This window comes from Empedobacter sp. GD03861, assembly GCF_029840885.1.
GTDB classification, from domain to species: domain Bacteria; phylum Bacteroidota; class Bacteroidia; order Flavobacteriales; family Weeksellaceae; genus Empedobacter; species Empedobacter falsenii_B.
The window spans coordinates 17,995-40,022 of sequence record NZ_JAOCDJ010000004.1 but is presented as its reverse complement, the minus strand read 5'-3'; the positions used below and the strand labels follow the sequence as shown (position 1 = coordinate 40,022).

Annotated in this window: 25 protein-coding genes; 14 read left to right on the top strand and 11 right to left on the bottom strand. The window is 29.5% G+C overall.

Annotated elements, in window-relative coordinates; all coding sequences use genetic code 11:
- The first annotated feature begins 13 nt into the window (after positions 1–13).
- On the top strand, positions 14–775 hold the full coding sequence (locus tag N5D03_RS03225) for a LytTR family DNA-binding domain-containing protein (RefSeq protein ID WP_280050927.1): 762 nt from the start codon (positions 14–16) through the stop codon (positions 773–775).
- Positions 776–812: 37 nt separating this feature from the next.
- On the opposite strand, the gene N5D03_RS03220 is transcribed toward N5D03_RS03225, so the two are convergent.
- The 3 genes from N5D03_RS03220 to N5D03_RS03210 form a co-directional block, all read right to left on the bottom strand.
- A complete protein-coding gene (locus tag N5D03_RS03220) occupies positions 813–1,076 on the bottom strand; it encodes a hypothetical protein (protein ID WP_280050926.1) in 264 nt (87 codons plus the stop codon).
- Positions 1,064–2,158 (bottom strand): hypothetical protein, encoded by a 1,095-nt coding sequence (locus N5D03_RS03215; protein ID WP_280050925.1) that lies wholly within the window; start codon positions 2,156–2,158, stop codon positions 1,064–1,066. Before N5D03_RS03215 ends, N5D03_RS03220 begins: the two co-directional genes overlap by 13 nt.
- Before the next feature lie 121 nt (positions 2,159–2,279).
- Complete coding sequence (locus N5D03_RS03210; protein ID WP_280050924.1) at positions 2,280–3,119, bottom strand: aldo/keto reductase; 840 nt, start codon at positions 3,117–3,119, stop codon at positions 2,280–2,282.
- A gap of 168 nt (positions 3,120–3,287) precedes the next feature.
- Between N5D03_RS03210 and N5D03_RS03205 the strand changes: the two genes are divergently transcribed.
- From N5D03_RS03205 to N5D03_RS03180, 6 genes are all read left to right on the top strand, one after another.
- On the top strand, positions 3,288–3,590 hold the full coding sequence (locus N5D03_RS03205) for a hypothetical protein (protein ID WP_125349511.1): 303 nt from the start codon (positions 3,288–3,290) through the stop codon (positions 3,588–3,590).
- 16 nt (positions 3,591–3,606) lie between these two features.
- Positions 3,607–4,095 carry a hypothetical protein gene (locus N5D03_RS03200; RefSeq protein ID WP_125349512.1) on the top strand — a complete coding sequence of 163 codons (489 nt, stop codon included), beginning with the start codon at positions 3,607–3,609 and terminating at the stop codon, positions 4,093–4,095.
- Positions 4,073–4,411, top strand: a complete 339-nt coding sequence (locus tag N5D03_RS03195; RefSeq protein WP_125349513.1) for a helix-turn-helix domain-containing protein — start codon at positions 4,073–4,075, stop codon at positions 4,409–4,411. The genes N5D03_RS03200 and N5D03_RS03195 overlap by 23 nt, the downstream gene beginning before the upstream one ends.
- 62 nt (positions 4,412–4,473) lie before the next feature.
- Positions 4,474–6,126: an alpha/beta hydrolase-fold protein gene (locus N5D03_RS03190; RefSeq protein WP_125349514.1), complete on the top strand. Its 1,653-nt coding sequence runs from the start codon at positions 4,474–4,476 to the stop codon at positions 6,124–6,126.
- Between the two features lie 25 nt (positions 6,127–6,151).
- Positions 6,152–6,460: a hypothetical protein gene (locus tag N5D03_RS03185; RefSeq protein ID WP_280050923.1), complete on the top strand. Its 309-nt coding sequence runs from the start codon at positions 6,152–6,154 to the stop codon at positions 6,458–6,460.
- Positions 6,461–6,660: 200 nt separating this feature from the next.
- The gene (locus tag N5D03_RS03180; protein WP_185144145.1) at positions 6,661–7,239 is read left to right on the top strand and encodes a dienelactone hydrolase family protein; all 579 of its coding nucleotides are present in this window, start codon (positions 6,661–6,663) and stop codon (positions 7,237–7,239) included.
- Between the two features lies 1 nt (position 7,240).
- Here the strand turns inward: N5D03_RS03180 and N5D03_RS03175 are convergent, their stop codons facing one another.
- Positions 7,241–8,392, bottom strand: a complete 1,152-nt coding sequence (locus N5D03_RS03175) for an FAD-dependent monooxygenase (RefSeq protein ID WP_280048884.1) — start codon at positions 8,390–8,392, stop codon at positions 7,241–7,243.
- A 96-nt stretch (positions 8,393–8,488) separates the two neighbouring features.
- Positions 8,489–9,871, bottom strand: coding sequence for a dipeptidase (locus N5D03_RS03170; RefSeq protein ID WP_038334410.1), 1,383 nt, complete (start codon positions 9,869–9,871; stop codon positions 8,489–8,491).
- Positions 9,872–9,982: 111 nt separating this feature from the next.
- Here N5D03_RS03170 and N5D03_RS03165 point away from each other — a divergent pair, with 111 nt between their 5' ends.
- The 3 genes from N5D03_RS03165 to N5D03_RS03155 all read left to right on the top strand — a co-directional run bounded on the left by N5D03_RS03165 (position 9,983) and on the right by N5D03_RS03155 (position 11,453).
- Positions 9,983–10,297: a DUF4286 family protein gene (locus N5D03_RS03165; protein WP_280050922.1), complete on the top strand. Its 315-nt coding sequence runs from the start codon at positions 9,983–9,985 to the stop codon at positions 10,295–10,297.
- 311 nt (positions 10,298–10,608) lie between these two features.
- Positions 10,609–11,046: a hypothetical protein gene (locus N5D03_RS03160; protein ID WP_280048881.1), complete on the top strand. Its 438-nt coding sequence runs from the start codon at positions 10,609–10,611 to the stop codon at positions 11,044–11,046.
- Entirely contained in the window at positions 11,043–11,453 is a 411-nt protein-coding gene (locus N5D03_RS03155; RefSeq protein WP_280048879.1) for a hypothetical protein, read from the top strand. Before N5D03_RS03160 ends, N5D03_RS03155 begins: the two co-directional genes overlap by 4 nt.
- A 41-nt stretch (positions 11,454–11,494) precedes the next feature.
- Here N5D03_RS03155 and hemL read toward each other — a convergent pair whose 3' ends face one another.
- From hemL to N5D03_RS03135, 4 genes are all read right to left on the bottom strand, one after another.
- Positions 11,495–12,778 carry a glutamate-1-semialdehyde 2,1-aminomutase gene (gene hemL, locus N5D03_RS03150; RefSeq protein ID WP_280050921.1) on the bottom strand — a complete coding sequence of 428 codons (1,284 nt, stop codon included), beginning with the start codon at positions 12,776–12,778 and terminating at the stop codon, positions 11,495–11,497.
- A gap of 62 nt (positions 12,779–12,840) precedes the next feature.
- Positions 12,841–16,308 (bottom strand): AAA domain-containing protein, encoded by a 3,468-nt coding sequence (locus N5D03_RS03145; protein WP_280050920.1) that lies wholly within the window; start codon positions 16,306–16,308, stop codon positions 12,841–12,843.
- A 51-nt stretch (positions 16,309–16,359) separates the two neighbouring features.
- Positions 16,360–17,151, bottom strand: coding sequence for a DUF4846 domain-containing protein (locus N5D03_RS03140; protein ID WP_260391973.1), 792 nt, complete (start codon positions 17,149–17,151; stop codon positions 16,360–16,362).
- A 25-nt stretch (positions 17,152–17,176) separates the two neighbouring features.
- Complete coding sequence (locus N5D03_RS03135) at positions 17,177–17,554, bottom strand: VOC family protein (protein ID WP_125349524.1); 378 nt, start codon at positions 17,552–17,554, stop codon at positions 17,177–17,179.
- A gap of 70 nt (positions 17,555–17,624) precedes the next feature.
- Here N5D03_RS03135 and N5D03_RS03130 point away from each other — a divergent pair, with 70 nt between their 5' ends.
- Both N5D03_RS03130 and N5D03_RS03125 read left to right on the top strand, forming a co-directional pair.
- Positions 17,625–18,161, top strand: coding sequence for a hypothetical protein (locus N5D03_RS03130; RefSeq protein ID WP_280050919.1), 537 nt, complete (start codon positions 17,625–17,627; stop codon positions 18,159–18,161).
- Positions 18,162–18,365: 204 nt separating this feature from the next.
- Positions 18,366–18,839 (top strand): hypothetical protein, encoded by a 474-nt coding sequence (locus tag N5D03_RS03125; RefSeq protein ID WP_280050918.1) that lies wholly within the window; start codon positions 18,366–18,368, stop codon positions 18,837–18,839.
- 31 nt (positions 18,840–18,870) lie between these two features.
- Here N5D03_RS03125 and N5D03_RS03120 read toward each other — a convergent pair whose 3' ends face one another.
- Both N5D03_RS03120 and ligA read right to left on the bottom strand, forming a co-directional pair.
- Complete coding sequence (locus N5D03_RS03120) at positions 18,871–19,428, bottom strand: hypothetical protein (protein ID WP_280050917.1); 558 nt, start codon at positions 19,426–19,428, stop codon at positions 18,871–18,873.
- Positions 19,428–21,422: an NAD-dependent DNA ligase LigA gene (gene ligA, locus N5D03_RS03115; RefSeq protein ID WP_280050916.1), complete on the bottom strand. Its 1,995-nt coding sequence runs from the start codon at positions 21,420–21,422 to the stop codon at positions 19,428–19,430. Before ligA ends, N5D03_RS03120 begins: the two co-directional genes overlap by 1 nt.
- 120 nt (positions 21,423–21,542) lie before the next feature.
- On the opposite strand from ligA, the gene N5D03_RS03110 reads away from it, so the two are divergent.
- Positions 21,543–21,797 (top strand): hypothetical protein, encoded by a 255-nt coding sequence (locus N5D03_RS03110; RefSeq protein ID WP_280050915.1) that lies wholly within the window; start codon positions 21,543–21,545, stop codon positions 21,795–21,797.
- Positions 21,775–21,972 (top strand): hypothetical protein, encoded by a 198-nt coding sequence (locus N5D03_RS03105; RefSeq protein WP_280050914.1) that lies wholly within the window; start codon positions 21,775–21,777, stop codon positions 21,970–21,972. Before N5D03_RS03110 ends, N5D03_RS03105 begins: the two co-directional genes overlap by 23 nt.
- The last annotated feature ends 56 nt before the right edge of the window (positions 21,973–22,028 follow it).

The window sequence follows — 22,028 nt, the reverse complement described above, 5'->3', positions numbered from 1 at the left end:
TACTTTTGCATTCATGAAAATTGCAATTGTAGAGGACGAATTATTGGCGGTTACTTATCTAAAAAATCTGTTAGAGGAGCAATCGATTGTTGATATTTCTTCAATTACAATTTTGCGCTCAACAAAGCAAGCAACGGAGTTTTTTAGAGATAATTCGGTTGATTTAATCTTCATGGATATTCATTTGGGTGATGGGAAAAGTTTCGAGATTTTTCAGGAAGTTGAGATTCTAACGCCAATTATTTTTATCACTGCTTATGATGAATATGCGATGAAAGTTTTCAAGCATTTTACGATAGATTATATTCTGAAACCCTTTGAAGTAGAGGAGTTGCATATTGCATTGCAAAAATTCAAGACTATTCGAACTAGTTTTGATATTTCACCAACATTACAATCGATAGCTGTTTTAGAAAATTCACCGTCCGAGATTATGCATCGTTTTTTGGTAACGAATGGTAACAAATTACGTTCGGTAGAAGAACACGAAATTGCTTATTTTTTTGCTTCGGGAAAACATCTTTTTATAAAAACGAAAGATGAACAAACCTATATTTATGATGATACAATAAAGGATATTATAAATAAATTGGATGAAACTATTTTCTTCAAAATCAATCGAAAATTTATTGTTCACATTGATGCAATTACTGAAATAATAAGACATTCAAGTCAAAAAATTGAAATTCATCTTCAACCAAAATCAGAAGCTGAACAAGCTATTTTTATTAGCAAAACGCAGATTAATAGTTGGATGGATTGGATGAATAGATAAAAAAAATCTCACAAATGTGAGATTTTAAAATATTAGTTTATAAATTTTCCAACATCAAGATAATTTCACTTTCGATGCGTTGCATCATTTCAAGCGAAATTTCTATTTGATGTTTTGCATTTTCGATGGTATTGTACGTCAATTCTCCCGTTTTCAAATTCAAATTATATTCAATTTGTCCTTCCCAAGAATTACTCGATTCGTAAAATGAAACCATTTCAAAAGGTAATCTTGGCAAAAGTTCACCAAAATGTTCTTCTAATTTGATTCGATTTTCTTGATTAATTGTTAGTTTTTCCATGATTTAATAATCATTGCATTAGCAGAAGTTTCGTAGAAAATAATCGCTAATAATTGTAAAAATTCAGCATGATTTAGCTTTCCTGCAACCACTTCATCAATATCTGCCTCGTAATATTCTTCAATTGTTTTAGTCATCAAGGCTTTAAAATTCTCCAACGGAATATTTTGATCTTTCAATTCATTTAATAAATAATTATCCGAAGCTAAAAAGTCTGCACGAGTTCCGAAAATTGGAGATTTACGAATATTTAATGCATTATGAAAAGTTTGCGAAATCAAAACGCCACGTTCCAATTCTTCAAATTCCCAACCTTTACGAACTCTTCTCGGATTATTTTCATAAAAAATATGGTTGTGAAAAGCGTGAATATGTTTCGCAATATCCGTGTTGGTATGTAAATAAAGGAACTGCAAAATTGAACTAAACAAATGATTTGCGTTCAGATTTGCTGGATAATATGTATACAATAATGGATAATGAAACAATGTTGTGTACAACGGTGAAAAACTATCAATAATGTTTAAATTCAACACATTTATTCCTTCAAAATCTACTTTCTGATTCGTTTGATAATAATTAATTCCAGCCAAATAAATATCCTCATAACTCAATTCAAACTGATTAAGATACGCTCCAATTTGTTTGAAAAAAGAAGTATTTAAATTATGATTTGTAACTAATTTATATTGTTTATTTTCAAATTCTTTAATAAAATCTAATTTAAACTCAGACTTTAAATTATCATTGATAACTTTTTCAAAATCAAATGCTTTCTTTCTAATTACATTAACATAAATTTCGTTGTATGTATAAATAATTTGCTTAATTGGTGCTGTGTCTAAAGCTTCAAAAGGATTGATGTCAGCATTTGGCGTAGCATACAACGTAAACAAACGACGAAATTCTTGCTGAATCTTTTCTTCTTCCGCAAACATATTCATCAACTGATTGGTGTTCGCAGCAATAATACTTTCACCTAAAAAAAATAAAATACCAGCTTTCAAATCTTCATCAAAACCACATCTTTCAAGGGTTTGATCAAAATAAGTTTTGAATGGATTTTCAGGATTTTGGCTCATATCGAATAATTTTTTTTATCATTTAAAAAGTAAAAGTATTGATTTTTTGAAGATTTAAAACGAAAAAACCTCTGCAAAACAGAGGTTTTTAAAATTTATTTTAGTGAATTTGTTTAACTTGTTAAAATTCAACCATTGAAGGATTCAATCCAGAAAAACCATCAGCTGGCATTTCATCTATCGCTTTTACATCTTCTACACTTAATTTAAAATTATTTGAAGTTAAATTCGCTTCAATATTTTTTTCTGAAGAGGAGCGAGGAAGTGGTAAAATTTCTTTCGCCAAACAATAATTAATACAAATCTGACCAACTGAAACATTGTATTTATCAGCCAAAGAAACAATTAATTCGTTCTCCAAAATTCTTCCCGAACCTAGTGGACTCCATGCTTCAACTAACAAATCGTTTTGTCTACAAAAATCGACTAATTCTGGTTGCGAATGTCCTGGATGAATCTCAATTTGATTAACCATTGGTTTGATTTCAGCCGTTTCAAATAAAGCTTCTAAATGATTGATATTGAAATTACTTACACCAATCGCTTTTGCTTTTCCAGATTTGTAAATTTCCTCAAAAGCTCGCCAAGTTCCAGCATTCAATTCTGCCCAATTATCAGGAAATTGCGTTTCATTTGCTGGCCAATGAATCAAATATAAATCCAAATAATCTGTCTGTAAATCCGTTAATGTTTGCTGAAATGCAGCCATTGCTTTTTCGTATCCACGCTCAGAATTCCAACATTTAGATGTAATGAATAATTTGCTACGATCTACATTTTCAGCTTTCAAAACTGTTCCAATTTCTTTTTCATTTTTGTAGATTGCTGCCGTGTCAATATGTGTATATCCTTTTGTTAATGCTATTTTTAGAGGTTCTATAACTTTTTCACCTTCTAATAACCATGTTCCAAATCCAATTGCAGGAATTTCGATCCCGTTTGATAGTTTAAAGTTTTCCATTTTTTCAATATTTATATATTCAAATTTATCTCAAAACAACCAATTTCAATAATTAGTAGACGTTAATTCTTATGTTAAAACTCATTTATAGAAATCTTAAATTTAATTGTTTGTTAATAAAATAGTTCTATATTTATTCTCGAAAAGTGATAGGAAAAAATATTAAAAATGACACAATTTACAGGTACGATTGAGGATTTTATGAATACACATGAAGAATTTATTAATACTTTGATTCTTAGAAAAATTAATCAACAAGTTGTATTAGATAAGAAAGATGCAGAAGATATTCAGCAAAATGAATTTATTCAACAAAAATTAGATGATTTAAAAGAACATATGACTGATTTGTTCGAAAATGAATTTGGTGATTGGGAAATTACAATGGATTTAGAATCTTTTGAACAAGAATTTGATAAACATTTTCAGATTTCGAAGCAAGAATTAGAAGATAATGTGCTGTTGATGTAGGGGATTATTTAAAATAATGTTCAGAACTTTTAAACCTAATAACAAACTACTAAAAAAGTATATTGATTATTATTATGTTGATATTAAACATGATAATACATTAACTGTATATGATTGTTTTCCACATTTTAATAATACGATTTCTGTTTACAAATCACATCAATATATAAACGGGAATTCTGTTTACAAACAAAATGGAATTCCTCTTCAAATTTTTACTCCATTAAGATCAGATGTTTTACAGATTCAACAAATTGGTTCTGTTGAACGTTTTGTAATTGTTTTTAAACCTTTTGGAATCAATCAATTTCTGATTAATATAGATTTCTCAAGTATTATAGATGATTTAGATTTTTTCAATGAAGAAGAGTGTAATCATTTGTTTAATTACATAAAATCTGAAGAATTTATTTCAATAATTGAGCCTATTTTATTGAATAAAATAACTAGAATTGAAAATGTAATTATAGAAAATTCAATAGATTATATTTTTAAAACATTATGATGATTTTACAGTTAATCAACTTGCTGATTATTTAGGTTTTAGTCGAAAACATATCAATAGGGTTTTCAAAGAAAATATTGGAGTTTCCATTAAAAATTTTCATGAAATCGTTTTATTTAGAAAAACGGTTGAAGAGAAATTGTTACATAATCCTGATGAAACATTTACGTCGATTGCGCATAAATTAAATTTTACGGATCAATCTCATTTTAATCGTTTGTATAAAAAATTTGTTTCTGAATCACCCAATCAATTTTATAAAAATGGAGAATTAATAGGAGAGGAAGATACTTTTTGGAGATTTTATAAAGATTAAAATGTCCCAATTTTACAAGTTTATTAGGGGTGTTGATGGTATTTTTACACAAAATTCAACCCATGAAAAATTATATCTTTATACTTATCTTATTTCTATCCACACAAATTTTTAGTCAAGAAACATATTCTAGTTTAATTTCAAAAGCTGAAAAGTTAGTTGAAGAAGACAAGAAGGAATTAGCTTTAGATTATTATACAAAAGCATTCAATCTACATAAAGACAGTATCAATAATTTTGATTTATATGATGCGGCTGAACTTTCTAACATAATTGGTCAAGCAAATCAAACATTTTATTTTTTAGAAAAGTTAATTCAGAGAAATCCGAAACTATACCCAGGTTGGTATTTTATTTTAGATAAAGATTCGAAAGTGAAATTCAAAAATCTATTAAATGATAAACGTTGGCAGAATTTAGAAGTAACCTCAAATAAAAAATCTAAAAGATTTTATGACAGTATTCAATTGACAAATGATGAGTTTTTTAGAATTAAGAAATCAACAAATTTAGAGATTAAAGATAAGAAAAAACTTTATAAAAGTTTGAAAAATTCTTCATCTTATTTACCGAAAAAAGAACAAAATTATTCTATTTTCTTTCCAATTAATGATACTTTAAAGTCATCTTATTTTATTCATTTACCTAAAAATTATAACCCAGAAAGAAAATATCCTATGCTTATCTTCCTTCATGGAGCTGTATTTTTCAGTGAATTTGAAAAATTTTCTACTGATGAAGATTTGAAAGGTTGGAATAGATTTTATACTAAATATGCGGATCAGAATGATTTTATTTTAGTTTTTCCTAAAGCTGATAAACGTTATAATTGGATGACAGAAAAAGGATTTTATATGGTTCCAGAAATTGTTCGACAAATAAAATCAACAATTAATGTAGATGATAATAAAATGTTTTTAACGGGACATTCTAATGGAGCAACTGGTTCGTTTAATTATTTAGTAAAACAACCAACTTATTTTGCAGGTTTTTATGGCTTTAATACGCAGCCAATTGTAAGAACAGGAGGAACATTTATTCAAAATGCATTGAATCGTTCTTATATAAATTTCTCTACTGATTTAGATTATTATTTTCCACCACAAGCTAATGATGATTTAACTGCATTGATGCAATCATTACATATTGATTATAAAGATTATCGATACAATGGTTATCCGCATTGGTTTCCAGAATTTAATGGTTCAGAGCCTGCGTATAAAATTTTGTTTGATGATTTGTTGAATAGAAAAAGAAATCCATTTCCGAATAAATTAATTTGGGAAACAGATGATGTGAAATACGGAAAAGTTGATTGGATAGAAATCACAAAACTGGATACAATTTCATCTAAAAAAGAGTGGCAAAAAAACTATAATTTCAAAATAACTAAATGGTTAGAATATGATGATAATGATAGTCTACAAATAAAAGATGTGGATAAAATGGCTTTTAATTTTCCTCGTGAATCAGGTTTAATCAAAGTAAATTATTCCAAAAATAGATTTGATATTGAAACATCTTCTGTAAAATCATTTCGATTATATATTTCTCCTGAAATGATTAATCTGAACAAAAAATTAAAAGTCTATGCTAATAATAAATTGATATACAGTCAAAAAGTAGATTACAATCCATCTTTTATGAAAGAAAATTTCAATAAAAATATGGATAAAGTACAAGTTTGGATTAATTATATTGATTTTGAATTATAATTAACATCACTAAAAAAACATGATTATGAAAAAAATATTCTTACTAATTATATTCTTTTTGTTTACTTTTATTAATGCTCAATCTTATGAGGAAAAAACAATTATACTTCAAGAATTGTTAAAAGATAAAAAATATTGTGAAGCACATAAAATTTTTGAACAAATTCTGAATAATGAAAATCGAAACCCTTATGATTTTTATTATGGAGCAATCTCGTCAGTAAATTGTAATAAACCAAATCAAGCATTAGATTGGTTAGAAATGGGAGTTCAAAAAGGTTTAGGTTCTACCAAAGAAGAAGTTGATTATCTTTCTAATGATGAATTTTTCTAAGATTTATTCTGATCCTAAATGGAATAATTTAGTTTCTGTGATGAAAGAGAAGTTAAAAGAAAAAGAACTTCGTGAAGAAAAATTAAATGTAGATTGGTTAAAAAGTATAAGTAACAATAGAGTAAAAAATAAAAACAGATCAGCCAAATGCAGGATTTGCTTTATATACAAACAATGTAGATTCTATCAAAGTTCCTTATTTGGTTTTAATTCCTAAAAGTTATTCGTCTAAAAAGCCTTCAAGAATGATTGTTTATTTGCATGGAGGAGTGGTGAGTACAGAAAATTTTACTCATAATAATTATCAAATAGAGCAAGAATCTATATTTTCTTTGGCAGATGAATACAATGCTATTATTCTGTATCCATTTGGAAAAAAAGCTTTTGAAAATGTCTTATCGATTGTAAAAGAAGTTGAAAAAAAATATTCTATAAACAAGAAAGAAATTTATCTTGGAGGAATGTCAAATGGCGGTTCAGCAACTTTTTGGTTTGCAACAAATCATTCGAATTTGTTTAAAGGTTTTTATGCTTTTTCTGCAGATCCAAAATTAAAAATTGAAGAGATTGACTTTTCTAAAATCAAAAAACCTTTTTATATGTTGAATGCTAAAGATGACAACGTTTTTAAATTTGAGGAAGTGGAATCAATTTATTTAAAAAAACATAACAAAAATTGGCATTTAGAATCATTAGAAAAGGGTAATCATGGTTTTGTTTACCAAGAAAACGGAACAGAAATAATGAAAAACTTATTAGATAAATTAATAATGGAATAAACTAAATCTTCATAAAATCTTCTTCCAATAAGTCTTCTAAAGGACTTTGCATCAAAGATTGTGGTAAATTTCGGAAAGCAAAATTTCGTATATTCATCAAAAATTTATTGTCTACTTGAGCAACTTTTCCAGCCAAACGAGAAGTATCGATAATATAATGTGTTCGTTTCAAACGACGTAAATTATAATGTTCAAAAGCTAACAAAATATCAGTATCTTTTTTGATTAATTCATCATACAAAACGCAAACATCTTCAACCGCCATGCATGCGCCTTGCCCCATGTTTGGTGTGGTTGCATGTGCTGCATCTCCAATTAATAAAACACGATTAAATGCATAATTATTAATCGGTTTTATATCCATAATTGGCGTAGCAATTATACTTTCTGGATTCGTTTTTTGTAAAGTATTTCTGATTTGTCCCGAATAATCTTTGAACTGATTTTTAATATCACTTAAAGCGTAGTTGTAAACTTCAGAATTTAGTTTTGTATTGACACAAGCGTACCAATATATTTGATGATTGATAAGAGGAGTCAAACCAAATCGACCATTTGGTCCCCATGTTTCGATACTTTTCTTTGAGTTATACGATTTATCTTCCACAATGGCACGCCAACAAATATATCCCGCATAACGAGGTGTCGACTGTTTTAACAATTGTTGACGAATTGTAGAATTTATCCCATCAGCACCAATTAAATAATCACCTTCTGTAGAAGTTCCATCTTCAAAATGAAGGACAACTTTCTCAAAACTTTGTTCAAATAATTTTATTTTTTTTGACGTTTTAATTTTATTCGAATCAATTTTCGAGACTAGATAATGATGTAAATCTGCACGATGAATGGCAAAATTTTCGTTGTTGTAATTTTTTCTTAATCGTTCTGTATCGGCTTTCAGAATCGTTTTTTCTTTCCAATCTTGAATTTCAAAATCTTCTAACATATGCCCCAAAGGAGCAACTTCTTCTGCTAAACCTAGAATTTCAAATGCTTTCATTGCATTAGAAGCCAAACCAAAACCAGCCCCAATTCCACGAACTTCTGACGAAGCCTCGAAGATTTCGTAATCATAATTTAAGTCTTGCAAAGCTTTTGCTAAAGTTAAACCCGCAATTCCTGCACCCGCAATTAAGAATTTTTTACTCATTGATAAAAATAAAGTTCAAAATTAATCATTCTACTATAAACCAAAAAGAAAAGCGAATCAATTTGATTCGCTTTTCAGAAGTTATTTTGTCGAAAATTATTGTTCGTTAAAATATTTGTAGAAATATGGAATAGTTTCGATTCCTTTGTAGAAATTGAATAAACCATAATGTTCGTTTGGAGAGTGGATAACGTCAGAGTTTAATCCGAATCCCATTAAAACAGATTTTGTTCCTAATTCTTCTTCGAATAAAGCAACAATTGGAATAGATCCACCAGCTCTTTCGGCTAACGCTTCTTTCTCAAAAGTTTCAGCTAACGCTTTTTTAGCAGCGATAAAACCAGGATGATTTGTTGGTAAAATATAAGGTTTACCTCCATGATGTGGTTTTACTTTAACTTCTACAGAAGAAGGCGCTAAAGTTGGGAAATAATCTGCAAATTGTTTTGTTACAACTTCTGGATCTTGTCCAGGAACCAATCGCATTGAAATTTTAGCATACGCATGAGAAGGAATAACTGTTTTAGCACCTTCGCCAATATATCCTCCCCAAATTCCGTTTACATCTAACGTAGGACGAATAGACGCTCTTTCGATTGTAGAAAAACCTTCTTCTCCTTGGATATCAGCAATACCAATAGATTTCTTGTATTCTTCTACATCAAATGGAATTTTAGCTAAATCAGCTCTTTCATCTTCTGTTAATTCAAGAATTGGTTCATAGAAACCTGGAATTGTAATGTGACCTTTTTCATTGATTAATTTTCCAATCATTGTTGCTAAAACATTAATCGGATTAGGAACAGCCCCACCATAAACACCAGAGTGCATATCGCGATTAGCTCCTTTTACCTCAACTTCTACATAAGATAAACCACGTAAACCAACTGAAATAGAAGGTTGTTCGTTTGAAATCATAGAAGTATCAGAAATCAAAATCACATCATTTTTTAATTTCTCTTTATTGTTTTTAACGAAATTTACTAATGAAGGAGAACCAACTTCTTCTTCACCTTCGATCATAAATTTAACGTTACAAGGTAATTCGTTTGATTTGTTTAACGCCTCAAAAGCTTTAACGTGCATAAACATTTGACCTTTATCATCAGCAGAACCACGTGCGAAAATTGCTCCGTCAGGATGAATTTCTGTCTTTTTGATTACTGGTTCGTATGGTCCAGATTCCCATAATTCTAAAGGATCAGCTGGTTGTACATCGTAATGTCCGTAAACTAAAACAGTTGGTTTTGAAGCATCAACTATTTTTTCTCCGTAAACAACAGGAAATCCTTCTGTTTCGCATACTTCAACATTATCAGCACCTGCTTCTTTTAAATATTTTGCAACCATTTCGGCAGCATCATTTACGTCTTGTGTGTAGGCTGGATCAGCACTAACTGAAGGAATTTTAAGTAATTCGATTAATTCATCAAGAAAACGTTGTTTATTCTCTTGTATAAATTGTTGCGTATTGTTCATCTTTGTTTGTTATGAATAATAGGTAAATTTAAAAATAAAATCTTGATTAGACTTTCTTTTTCAAGAAAAATATAATGCGAAAACCTTTGTATCTTTGCAAAAAATTAGAGAATGATATTATATAATACAACTTTTATTGTTGAACAAGAGGTGCATGACGACTGGTTTGAGTGGATTCAGAAAGAGCATATTAATGATTATTTGAAATCAAATTGTTTTATAGGAGCTCGTTTAGGAAAAATAACTTCTCATGTTGAACCAGGAGCGGTTTCTTATTCGTTGCAATTATTTGTGAATGATGAATTGACTTTAGATAAATTCAAGAATAATTTTTTATCAGAAATTAAGCAAAAAAGTTTGCAAAAATATGCCACTAAAGTGCTAAGTTTCGAAAGTGAAATGGAACATATAGGAGATTTTAGTTGATAAAAAACTGTCTAAATTGACAGTTTTTATCAATAATCATATTCTGCTTCTTTTTTTTTCTTTTTTCTAAATTCAAGATACTTCTTTCTCAACTCTCCTTTTTGTAATAAATATTGAGCATATTCAATCAAAATATTTTTTCTGTAATTTTCTTTAAATTTTTAAGACAGATTTCTATTATATCTTCATGATACAGTCAATAGAGTAAATTGATGAAAACCAATAAGTAAAAATACTTCATTTGAGGTATTTTATTTCATTTATAATTGAAAGAAATTTACTTCAAATAAACTGGTTATAAATATTTCGTTATGAAAAAAATAATTATACTATTTGTGTTCGTTTTAGGAGTTGGAAGTGCGAAAGCACAAGATTTAAGCTTAAAAGAGAAGATTAAAATTTTGACTGAAAATAATTGGCGGCTTATTCGGTTAGAAGATCAAAATGGTAAAATGTACAGTCTGCCTGATGATTTGAGAAATAAAACACTAGTTTTAAATCCTCATAATAAAACCGCTTTTTTTTATCTTCCAAACTCGAACGAAGAGGTTTATATCTATGATGGTTATAAAATTACAGATGATAAAATTTTTATTGGAAAGGATTTTGTTTTGCAATATAAACTTGACAATTTGATTGGTGTTAAAATAAGAATTTGGGATCCTGACTATGAAGCTGATTGGGTTTGGATGGATATTCCGAAAGAAACAGATGCTGCATATTTAAAAAGTATAAATTATATCAAATGAAAAATTTATTGATATTAATTCTTTTGTTTTTCAGCTTTGTATGGGTAAATGCTCAAACAGAAGAACAAACACTCGAATGGTTGAATACAAAAAAAGCGGAAGTTTATGACGTTAGTTCTATCACAGTTCAGGAAGGAGCAAGGAGATTAGAAATTAACGGTGATATAATTCATGCTTATTCCGACAATGGAGCATATACGAAAATTAATTGGAGTGGAATAAAAGATGTATCCAAAAAAGATACAAAAAATCAAATTGTTGTTATTTCAAATACAATGTATAACGGGCTGAATACTTGTATATTTTTCAAAATAGATAATCCTGAATTAATAGAAAAATACATCAAAGCACTTCGTTATATGGCAACCTTAAAAGGAGCTAAAATGATCGATGATGATTTATTTTAATAAAAAATGCAGTAGAAAACTACTGCATTTTTTGTTTATTATTAACCTTCGAAGCTTCTCACAGCATCTAATGTTTTATTGATTTCTGTATCTTTAATTGCATCAGAAATAAACCAAGTTTCGTATCCAGAAGGAGCAATGTAAACTTCATTTGTCAACAAATGATGGAAAAATTTATTGAATCTTTCGTGATTACATTTCGTTACATCTGTAAAGTTTTTGATTTCTGTTTGTTCTGTAAAGAACACAGACATCATCGAACCTAAACGATTGATATGATTTGGAATTCCTTTTTCTGCAAAGATTTTAGAAATCTCTTTATCTAAAGTTTCAGTTGCGTTATCAATACGATTAAATAATTCTCTATCATTATTAATAATATTCAACGTTGTGATACCAGCACGCATCGCAATTGGATTTCCAGATAAAGTTCCAGCTTGATAAACAGGACCAAGAGGAGCAAGGTGATTCATGATTTCGCGACGAGCAGCAAAAGCTCCAACAGGGAAACCACCACCAATTACTTTACCAAATGTTACGATATCCGCATTGATGTTTAAACGCTCTTGCGAACCTCCCATCGCTTGACGGAAACCTGTCATTACCTCATCAAAAATTAATAAAGCACCGTTTTCATCACAAATTTGTCTCAAACCTTCTAAGAAACCTTTTTCTGGAACAATACACCCCATGTTTCCTGCGATTGGCTCAACAATAATGGCTGCAATTTCATCTTTATTTTGTTCGAATAAAGCTTTTACATCTTCCAAATTATTGTATTCTGCCAACAACGTATCTTTCGCTGTTCCTTGCGTTACACCTGGAGAATTTGGATTTCCAAAAGTTGCAGCACCAGAACCAGCTTTAATCAAAAATGAATCTGAATGTCCGTGGTAACAACCTTCAAATTTTACAATTTTATCACGATTTGTATAACCTCTTGCCAAACGAATTGCAGACATACACGCTTCTGTACCAGAGTTCACCATACGAACCATGTCGATATTTGGAACAACGGATGTGATTAACTTAGCAATTTCAGTTTCCAATTCAGTTGGTGTACCAAAAGAAAAACCATTTTTCATTTGTTCAACAGTCGCATTCAAAACACGCGGATCTGTATGCCCAATAATCATTGGTCCCCAAGAATTGATGTAATCCACGTAAGCACGTCCATCTTCATCATAAATATAGGCACCTTCGGCTTTTTTGATAAAAATTGGCGTTCCTCCAACAGATTTAAATGCACGAACAGGAGAATTTACACCTCCCGGAATATATTCTTGCGCGTCTTTGAATAATGCGCTACTTCTTTGATACAACATAATTTTCTACAAATAGTTGCACAAATTTACTGAATCTTAAACGAATTAAGAAGTGATTTTAATTAGATTGTTAGTTTATAGGTAGATTTATTTTCTAAATAATCAATTAAGGTTTTAATCAATTGATTTTCTTTCAAAATGGCTTGATTTCCAATTAAAAATAATTGTTCTTTTGCGCGCGTTAAGGCAACATTCAGCTTTCTATCTACATTTCCTTGATCGTTCATATTCACCAAGGCATTCAATTGCGAATGATACGTCACAGCAAAACTATACAGAATAATATCGCGCTGACTTCCTTGATAGCGTTCCACTGTATCAACTGTAATTTGTTCATGATTTGGAATATTTGCTAATTCTAATTTCTGTTTAATTAATGCAATTTGATTTCTAAAAGGGGCAATAATTCCAATTGTTTTCTTTGGATCAAATGGTTTTTGATTGATTTCATATAAATGAATAATTTCTTGCACAAACTTCACAATCAAATCGGCTTCTTGTACATTCGTTGAAGGCAAATAAGGATTTTCGTCAACATTGATAAATGCAAAACGATGATTCGTGATAAAGTTTTGTAAATTATTTGATTGATTATAATGTTCAAAATGTAAATCTGCACGTTGACGATTTAAACTTTGTTTTATTTCATCATTTAAATTTGGAATATCAAAGGCTACGTTTAATTTTCCATCATAAAAATAATTGTTCGGAAAATCTGCGATTTCAGCGTGCATTCTTCCTTGATAAGTCAATTGGTCAAACGCATTTTCGTAATTATTTCGTTCACAAAATTCATACAAACGCTCGAAAATAGAATTTTTACGATTAATTAAACCAATATTTTCTAATAATTCGTTATTTGTTTTCGCTAATTTAGGATTTTGTAAAACGATTGCAGGCAATTGTTTGTGATCACCAATCATGATAAAACGTTCTGCTTTTGGTAGAATCCCAACAATTTGTGGTTCTAAAATTTGCGAAGCTTCATCAATAATAATGGTATCAAACTTCTTCAACTTCAGAATATCATTTTTACTCGAAATTGAAGCAACCGTCGAAACAAAAATGCGTTGTTTACGAATAATATCTTGAATCGTTTTTCTCGAAAATTTTTCTCCTTTTTGCTCTAAATCAGCATCTTTTTGCTCTAAATCAGCATCTTTTTGCTCAATAATTTTATTCAATAAGTTTGGATGAAATTCAGGAGAAGTAGATAATTCATTCCCAATTCTGATGAATTTTTGTTCAATTTGATCAGAAATAGCCGAATAGATCGATTCACATAATTCATCAACCGCGCGATTGGTATACGCCAAGAGCAAAATATTACAATCTTGTTTCTCGTAGATTTCTTTCACCAATTCTTTGATGATAATCGATGTTTTTCCTGTTCCTGGAGGTCCATTCAACAAGAAATAATCTTTTGCGGAAAGTGCTTTTTTCAGAATTCGATTTTGTTCATCCGAAAGATTTGAGTTAAAATACGCATAATCCATTTGATTTCTTGGAATAGATTGCGTTAAAATCAAATCTTTCTTTGCTTTCGAAGAATGAATTAATCCATACAGATTTCGGTACATCGAAACAAAAGAAGAATCCATAAAATCGCGCTCCAAAGCCCATTTTCCTGATGAATCAAACGAATCAAAAAAGCGTGTATTAGGTTGTTGATAACGAAAACGTAACACAATAAATTCTCTCGAAATACTTTTAATTGTACATTTAAAAACCTGATTTGTTAAAACTGAATCTTTGAAATTATTTCTTGGATAAAGAATGCAAATATCACCTTCGCGAATCGAAATAAAATCATTCGCAGGATTGGTTCTTTTTAACTTGATTTCACGTTTTGGATCAGAAATATGATTTTCTATAATTTCTAAATCATAAATAATCTCGAAATTATTGTTTTTTTCTTCGAAAGTATTCAGCCATAAACTCGCCAAACCGTTGTTAGAAGTTGATTGTCCCAAACCAAGTTTCGCCATATATTGCTCTTTCGCAATGAAATTCGTAAACGAATAAAAATAAGCTTTTTCTAACGGTGAACTATTTTTGATCGGATAGATAAATTTATCCAACTGTTCTTCTAAAATTTCTTTGAAACGAGGATTAATTTTTCGTTTGATAAAATTGGCAGGTTTAATCGAATAAATAGTTGATTCAATATCGGTTAATGTATGATTTGCTAACCGATTTTCATTGATAATTATTCGATTTCGTAAATCAAAAATACGTTGAACTCGCGCTAAAGTTGGCACATCAAAACGTAAATTTCCTTGATATACTTTCGAATAGAAGATATAACCTTCGGTGTTTTTTGTGACATCTTTAAACTCTAAATCATACAAAACACCAATAATTTGGTAATATAAAAAGAGTTGCGTCGCATGATTTGGCTTGACACTTTTTCCATCATCAGGAAAAGGTGCGCCACCAGATTTCAGTTCGATAATTTTATTTTTTCCTTCGGGATTAATGTCCAATAAATCCAAACGACCTTGAATTCCGTATTGTTCGCACAAAAATGAAGGCTCTATTAATGCACGATCCAACGAAATATCATATTGCGGAAAATCCTCCGTCAGCACTTTTTGAATACGATCAAAATGACCTTTCGCTTCCAAATAATAATCTTTCAAATCTTGTGGATTCGTCAAATCATTGCAAGCCGTATATTCTAATGGATAATTTTTGAAATCATTCTTGAAAATCTCATTAAAGTCAGTGTTTTCAATGTTTTCCGTCGAAAAATGATCGACAACCGAATTGGCAAAATTTCCTAATCGAATGTGTTTGCTGTTTGGCGCTTCTTCAAATTTTTTCTGAATATAATGCAATTCAGAAGTTCCATAATCTTGAAAACATTCAGCAATTGCAGAAATATCAACCAAATAATCTGGTTCGAGAATAATGAAACGTGGATGATAAATTCCTTCTTCATCAATCGTCGAATTGACTAAATTTAATTGTGCACCAACCCAAAAATCCTGAACAGAAGTAAAATTTTCATTGACGCCATCTTCATCAATTTGAACTGTAATATTTTCATCAGTTTCATTATCTTCATGATCGCAAATCAAACAATCACGCTTGATTTCAATCACTTGAACACGCAATTTTTTAACCCGATTTCGAGTAAGAATTTTGATGGTATAAAATTCTTTTTCAGGAAAATAGTAGATAATTTCTGCTGGAATCATTACTTCATAAATCGAAGAAATAAAATCTGCAATATATTTATAATGTGTAAAATATTCGTGTTCTGTCGGTTCGTATTTCTCGCTCAGAATTCGTTGAGCAGTTTTACGAAACGAATGAATTTTAGTAGAAACTTGGTATTGATTACAGATAAAAGATAGCTTCGAGAAAAAGTTAGAAAACTGTAAAGCTTCGTTTTTTGTTAACTCAAATGCAATATTTTCAACCAAACGTTTTAAATCTAAATATTTAGAATTGATTGGTTTATTGGCAAGTTGAATTTGTAAAACTTCATTTAGCAGTTGATTTCCTATTTCTTCTCGATTCACGGCGATTAATTTGGTGTAAAATTAAGACTAAATATTGTATTAAAAAGACGTTTAATCCCACGTTTTCCAATCATCACTTGTAAACAACCATTCTGGAGTTTTAATTTTACCTTGTTGTAATTTATACCAAGGATTTAATTTTTTATCCATTGGATTATTAAGAATTTGAATTTCTTGAGCTGGCATATAACTTTGGGCGAGTAAAACAATTTTTTCGCCTTGTTCATTTTTTGCTAAATCAACTACCATAACAGCATGTCCATAAGGATTTCCTTGTTGTAAAAGAATATCTCCAATTTTTACTTGATTATATTTTACCGACTCTAATTGATTTTTTAGAGAAGCTGTATTCGCATAACTGAAAACATATTCCAAATACTTCCAATAATTTTCTGGTGAATAATCTCCATTTGCAAAATCTGTAAATTTGCGTGGTTTTCCGTCTGATAAAAAGTTGAAAGAGATTTCATCATAACGCTTTTGTTGGTAGAGATAATCGGCTCTCAAACGCATTGTTGCATCTGCACATTGATGTAAATCTTTGTTTCCAATTGGTAAATCAATCACTGCATTGTATACATTATTTACAGATTTTTCTTTTCCATTATAATATTTCACAAGTGTTCCAAAGTCTTTCAATTTCAGATGTTGTAGATAATAACCAAATTCATTTTGACTATAATTTTCTCTTTGAAAACCTTTCGGTACGGAATATCGATGAATTATTTTATCTTCTTTTTCGTTTATAAAGCTTTCTTTCTCAATAATTTTTGGATTTGAATCATTATGAGTTTTAGAATTCGTAGAATTTTCATTTTTGCAACTAAAGATGAAAAATGGCAATATGAAGCAGATGTATTTTTTCAAATTATTTAATTCTCAAAGGTGAAACAATGATAACAAATCCATCAGGATCTAAGAAAGAAATTCCATTTTCATTCCAATACGGATTTTTCGATTTTATTGGTTTGATATGATGAATTTCTAAACGCTCAATGAGTTTGTTATATTTTTGTTGCGTTGTTGGATAAAATACCAAACAATCGTCTTCATCAAAGTGATGATTGATATTTTCGTGAGTTGTTGTAAATTCTAGATGCCAGTCTAAATCTGGTTTTCCAATAAAAATACCATCATATCCATTATGATTTTGAAACTCTCCAAGGATTTCAAAATTTAAAACTTTAGTATAGAATTTTTTTATTTCGTTGATTTGATTGGTATGACGAGTGACTCTAAATTGCATAAAATTCACTATTATTATTGATTGAAAATTAGTATATTTTATTGAATTTTATGGAAATAATTTTAGTACAATGAAGAAAACTCTTTTATTAATTTCGTTTATTATTTTTAGTTCATTTAATGTATTTGCTCAAAAACAAAAAGATTATAAAAGTTCTGAAGTTATTATTTCAAAAGATTTTGAAAATAAATTAGATCCAATTAAATCAAATTTTAATCGAATTAATTCAATTAAAATTTGGTCAAAAATAAAAGAAGTTGAAACAGATGACTCTACTGAAGGAGGTTTTATAAATTATTACTTTTTAAATGATAAATTAGAAAAAATTATAGTACGAAAGTTTGGAGAATCTGGACAGTATTTGGCTGAATATTATTTGTTGAATGATAAATTATCTTTCGTTTTTGAACAAGATACAACTTATAATTTTCCTTTGTATTGGAAAGAATTTGATGATAAAAAATCGATAATAGAAGAATCTCGTTATTATTTTGAAGATAGAAAATTGATTCATTTTATAGGAAAATCTAAAAATTACAAAACTGAAAGTAAAGATACTTTGGACGAATTTGATGAGATAATTAAGATGGAAAATAATTATAAATAAATGATTTATAATAGCTATATTACAATTTGATTAACTTGTTTTATGTTCAAACTATATCCATTTCATTTTTGTTCTTTAGTATTATTGTTTCTATTAATTAATACACAACATTTTTGGATTCATGAAACTGGAATTTTCGCGATTGTTTTATATTTAATAGAGCTTATTTTATTCATAGGATTAATTATTTCTACAATACTAAAGTTGTATAAATATTTTGATGATGATGAAAGAAATTTCAAAAAAGGAATACCTGTTTTTATTAGCATTGTTGTTTTGACTTTAGTTTTTCTATATCCATCAGGAATAATAACAGATAAAACAATATATGGAAAAGATAAATTAGTCGCTTATAGTATTGGAACTGCGGATTGCAGTACAACTTATTATTTTAAATCTAATGATATTTATATTGTAAATTCGTTTTGCTTTTTCCCATCACGAGAAGTTGGTAAATACTATCTGAAAAATGACACAATATATTTTGATACTATTACTAATAAACAATATAAATTCGGAACAATAAATAGAAAAGATTCCATTTTAGAATTATATTATTTAGAACCTCGAACATTCAATTTTGACACATTGAAAGTAGATTCCACTATTATTAAAAGGAAAATTGAAAATTCAAAAAGTCATAGTTTTAATATCTCAGAAATAAATAATCTTGAATAAAAAAATCCGTCAATTGACGGATTTTATCTTTTTAATACACTTCTTCTTTTTTGAAGAAAACTGTGTCATTTCCTTTTCTAAATTTCAGTTCCGAATATCGAATCGTGTAATCATCAGACATTCCGTAAGTTTCTAAAATAAAATTATCTTTGAAACGATAATTTCTATTGGTTTTATGTTTTGCATTCGAGCCTAATTCTTCTTTCAAACTCAGTGTTTCTGGAGAAATTTTGAAGCGAGGATCAGTTTCTATTCGATTAATAATGGTATTGACATCGGCTGAATCCATTATCAAAACTGTTTCTTGTTTCATATTTTTAATTCCAGAAATATCTGTCGAAACAATTTTTAAATTTCCTTTAAACCCAATTCCTGCTTGGTGTAAATCAGTTTTCAAATCATCGTTGGAATACATTTGACTTCTGTAACCATATTTCACCATCGGAATCATCACAATAAAAAAAATCGCAAGCGAAACAATCATCGCGGCTTTGTTGTAGCCTGCCATTCGCAATCCATAATAGATAAATGGAATCAAAATCAATAATACAATTCCGAATATAATGACTGCAATTAATCCTGATTCCATTAGCCGTTAATCATATTTAAAAATTCGTCTTCCGTTAAAACAACAACTGTTCCTATTTCTTCTGCTTTTTTCAGTTTACTTCCAGCTTTATCGCCAGCAACCAAGAAATTTAAGTTTTTAGAAACTGCAGAAATATTTTTCCCGCCATGATCTTCCACCATTTTTTGTGCATCAGTACGATTGAATTTTGTCAAAGTTCCTGTAAACAAAAACGTTTTGCCTTCCAAAGAATCTGACAAAGGTTTTGCTTCTTCACCAATCTCGAAATTCAATCCATAATCACGTAAACGTTGAATCAAAATCTGATGTTGTTCTTCTTTAAAATATTCCTTAATCGAAATTGCAATTTTTTCTCCAACATCCGTCACAGAAACTAATTCTTCCATTGTTGCATTCATCAAACGATCAATAGTTTGAAAATGTTTGACTAATTTTTTTGCAACCGTTTCACCAACATGACGAATTCCAATTGCATACAATACCTTTTCGAAAGGTTGCTCTTTGGATTTTTCGACAGAATTAATAATATTTTGAGCAGATTTTTCAGCCATTCTTTCCAAAGGCAAAATATCTTCTTTTTGTAAAGTATAAAAATCAGCAATGTTATTAAGCAAATTTGCTTTGTGTAACAAAACCGCTGTTTCACCACCAATACTTTCAATATCCATTGCTTTTCGAGAAACAAAATGTTCTAATTTTCCAATAATTTGCGGTTCGCAACCATTCTCATTTGGACAATAATGCTGCGCTTCACCTTCATTACGAATTAATTCTGTTCCGCAAGAAGGACAATTTTTAATGAATTCGATTTCTTCGGTTCCAGGTTGGCGAACATCAGTATTGACACCAATAATTTTCGGAATAATTTCGCCTCCTTTTTCCACATAAACCATATCACCAATGCGGATATCCAACTTTTTAATAATATCTTCGTTGTGGACAGAAGCACGTTTTACGATCGTTCCAGCCAAAGAAACAGGCGCAAGATTTGCAACAGGCGTAATCGCTCCAGTTCGACCAACTTGATAATCAATACTCAATAATTCGGTTTCGGCAGCTTCAGCTTTGAATTTATATGCCATTGCCCAACGTGGAGATTTTGCTGTATAACCTAATTCGTCTTGTTGTGAAAAAGAATTCACTTTGATCACAATTCCGTCCGTTTCGTAAGGTAAATTTTTACGTTCGATATCCCAATGATCTACAAAAGCTAAAACTTCTTCCAAAGAAGTACATAATTTTGACGTATGCGGAATCTTAAAACCTAATTCATCAGCGGCTTGTAGCATTTCCCATTGCGTAGAATAAGGCAAATTATTTCCAATAAAATAATATGGGAAACATTGTAAACCACGTTTAGCAACTTCGGTATTATCTTGTAATTTCAATGATCCAGAAGCAGTATTTCGAGGATTTGCATACAATTCTAAACCATTATTAGCGCGTTCTTCATTAATTGAAGCAAATTTATTGAGCGGAATTGTAATTTCGCCACGCATATAAAATCGTTCAGGATAATTTCCTTTCAATTTCAATGGAACAGATTGTATTGTACGAATATTATTCGTGATTTCATCACCTTGTGTTCCATCTCCACGCGTTACAGCCTGCATCAATTCGCCGTTTTCGTACAAAATAGAAATGGAAGCGCCATCATATTTCAATTCACAAACAAATTCTACTTTTTCACCTAACGTTTTCTCAATTCGTTTTTCCCAATCTTGCAAATCTTCAACTGAATATGAATTGTCTAACGAATACATTCTAAATTCGTGTGTAATCGTCGGGAAATTTTTTGTAACCATTCCACCAACGCGTTGTGTAGGTGAATTGACATCAAAAAAGATAGGATTTTCGTCTTCTAATCGTTTTAATTCTTTCAATTTCAAATCAAATTCGAAATCAGAAATTGTCGGATTATCTAAAACGTAATAATTGTAATTATGCTGAGTAAGCTCTTCTCGAAGCGCTAAAATTTTGTCTTGTATTTCCATTCTAAAAATGTTACCGAACAAAGATAAACACTTGAATTAATACGAACAATTTTTAAAATAATTTGGAATGATTTATATTTAGGAATATTTATTGCAACTATTAAAAAAAAATAATCAACTATGAATAATTTATTAGAGGTTTTGGACACAAAATCAAAAGGTTTTGAAAATACAGTTTCTATCGTAACAACTGGAGCAGCTGCAGGAATTGCAATTTCGAAAGCAATTAATAAGAACGAAAAAGTTGGCGCTGTTGTGGGAGTAGGAGTAGGTTTGCTGGTTTATGCAATGTTTAGTCCTCAAAACAAATTGGAAAAAGAGAATAAAAAATTGGAAAAGCAAATAGAAGAGTTTGAAGCTAAATTGGAAAAATAATCTGTTTTTATATGTAAGTATTTTAACTTATTTGGTGAGTTTGATTTTACCTGTGCATTTCATTTTTGACAATCCCGAAGAATATTCAGGATATATATACGCTTATGTCGGATGGATGACTTTTCCTTATTTGGACTTTTTTTGTTGGTTAGGAAATATTACATTATTATTTTAATGGATATTTTACCGAAAAAATGTAGGTTTTTATATTTCAATTCTAACTATAGTTTT

Coding starts and splice junctions, on each gene's coding strand:
- N5D03_RS03225 (WP_280050927.1), top strand. CDS start 14: ATGAAAATTGCAATTGTAGAGGACGAATTATTGGCGGTTACTTATCTA.
- N5D03_RS03220 (WP_280050926.1), bottom strand. CDS start 1,076: ATGGAAAAACTAACAATTAATCAAGAAAATCGAATCAAATTAGAAGAA.
- N5D03_RS03215 (WP_280050925.1), bottom strand. CDS start 2,158: ATGAGCCAAAATCCTGAAAATCCATTCAAAACTTATTTTGATCAAACC.
- N5D03_RS03210 (WP_280050924.1), bottom strand. CDS start 3,119: ATGGAAAACTTTAAACTATCAAACGGGATCGAAATTCCTGCAATTGGA.
- N5D03_RS03205 (WP_125349511.1), top strand. CDS start 3,288: ATGACACAATTTACAGGTACGATTGAGGATTTTATGAATACACATGAA.
- N5D03_RS03200 (WP_125349512.1), top strand. CDS start 3,607: ATGTTCAGAACTTTTAAACCTAATAACAAACTACTAAAAAAGTATATT.
- N5D03_RS03190 (WP_125349514.1), top strand. CDS start 4,474: ATGAAAAATTATATCTTTATACTTATCTTATTTCTATCCACACAAATT.
- N5D03_RS03185 (WP_280050923.1), top strand. CDS start 6,152: ATGAAAAAAATATTCTTACTAATTATATTCTTTTTGTTTACTTTTATT.
- N5D03_RS03175 (WP_280048884.1), bottom strand. CDS start 8,392: ATGAGTAAAAAATTCTTAATTGCGGGTGCAGGAATTGCGGGTTTAACT.
- N5D03_RS03170 (WP_038334410.1), bottom strand. CDS start 9,871: ATGAACAATACGCAACAATTTATACAAGAGAATAAACAACGTTTTCTT.
- N5D03_RS03165 (WP_280050922.1), top strand. CDS start 9,983: ATGATATTATATAATACAACTTTTATTGTTGAACAAGAGGTGCATGAC.
- N5D03_RS03160 (WP_280048881.1), top strand. CDS start 10,609: ATGAAAAAAATAATTATACTATTTGTGTTCGTTTTAGGAGTTGGAAGT.
- N5D03_RS03155 (WP_280048879.1), top strand. CDS start 11,043: ATGAAAAATTTATTGATATTAATTCTTTTGTTTTTCAGCTTTGTATGG.
- hemL (WP_280050921.1), bottom strand. CDS start 12,778: ATGTTGTATCAAAGAAGTAGCGCATTATTCAAAGACGCGCAAGAATAT.
- N5D03_RS03135 (WP_125349524.1), bottom strand. CDS start 17,554: ATGCAATTTAGAGTCACTCGTCATACCAATCAAATCAACGAAATAAAA.
- N5D03_RS03130 (WP_280050919.1), top strand. CDS start 17,625: ATGAAGAAAACTCTTTTATTAATTTCGTTTATTATTTTTAGTTCATTT.
- N5D03_RS03120 (WP_280050917.1), bottom strand. CDS start 19,428: ATGGAATCAGGATTAATTGCAGTCATTATATTCGGAATTGTATTATTG.
- ligA (WP_280050916.1), bottom strand. CDS start 21,422: ATGGAAATACAAGACAAAATTTTAGCGCTTCGAGAAGAGCTTACTCAG.
- N5D03_RS03110 (WP_280050915.1), top strand. CDS start 21,543: ATGAATAATTTATTAGAGGTTTTGGACACAAAATCAAAAGGTTTTGAA.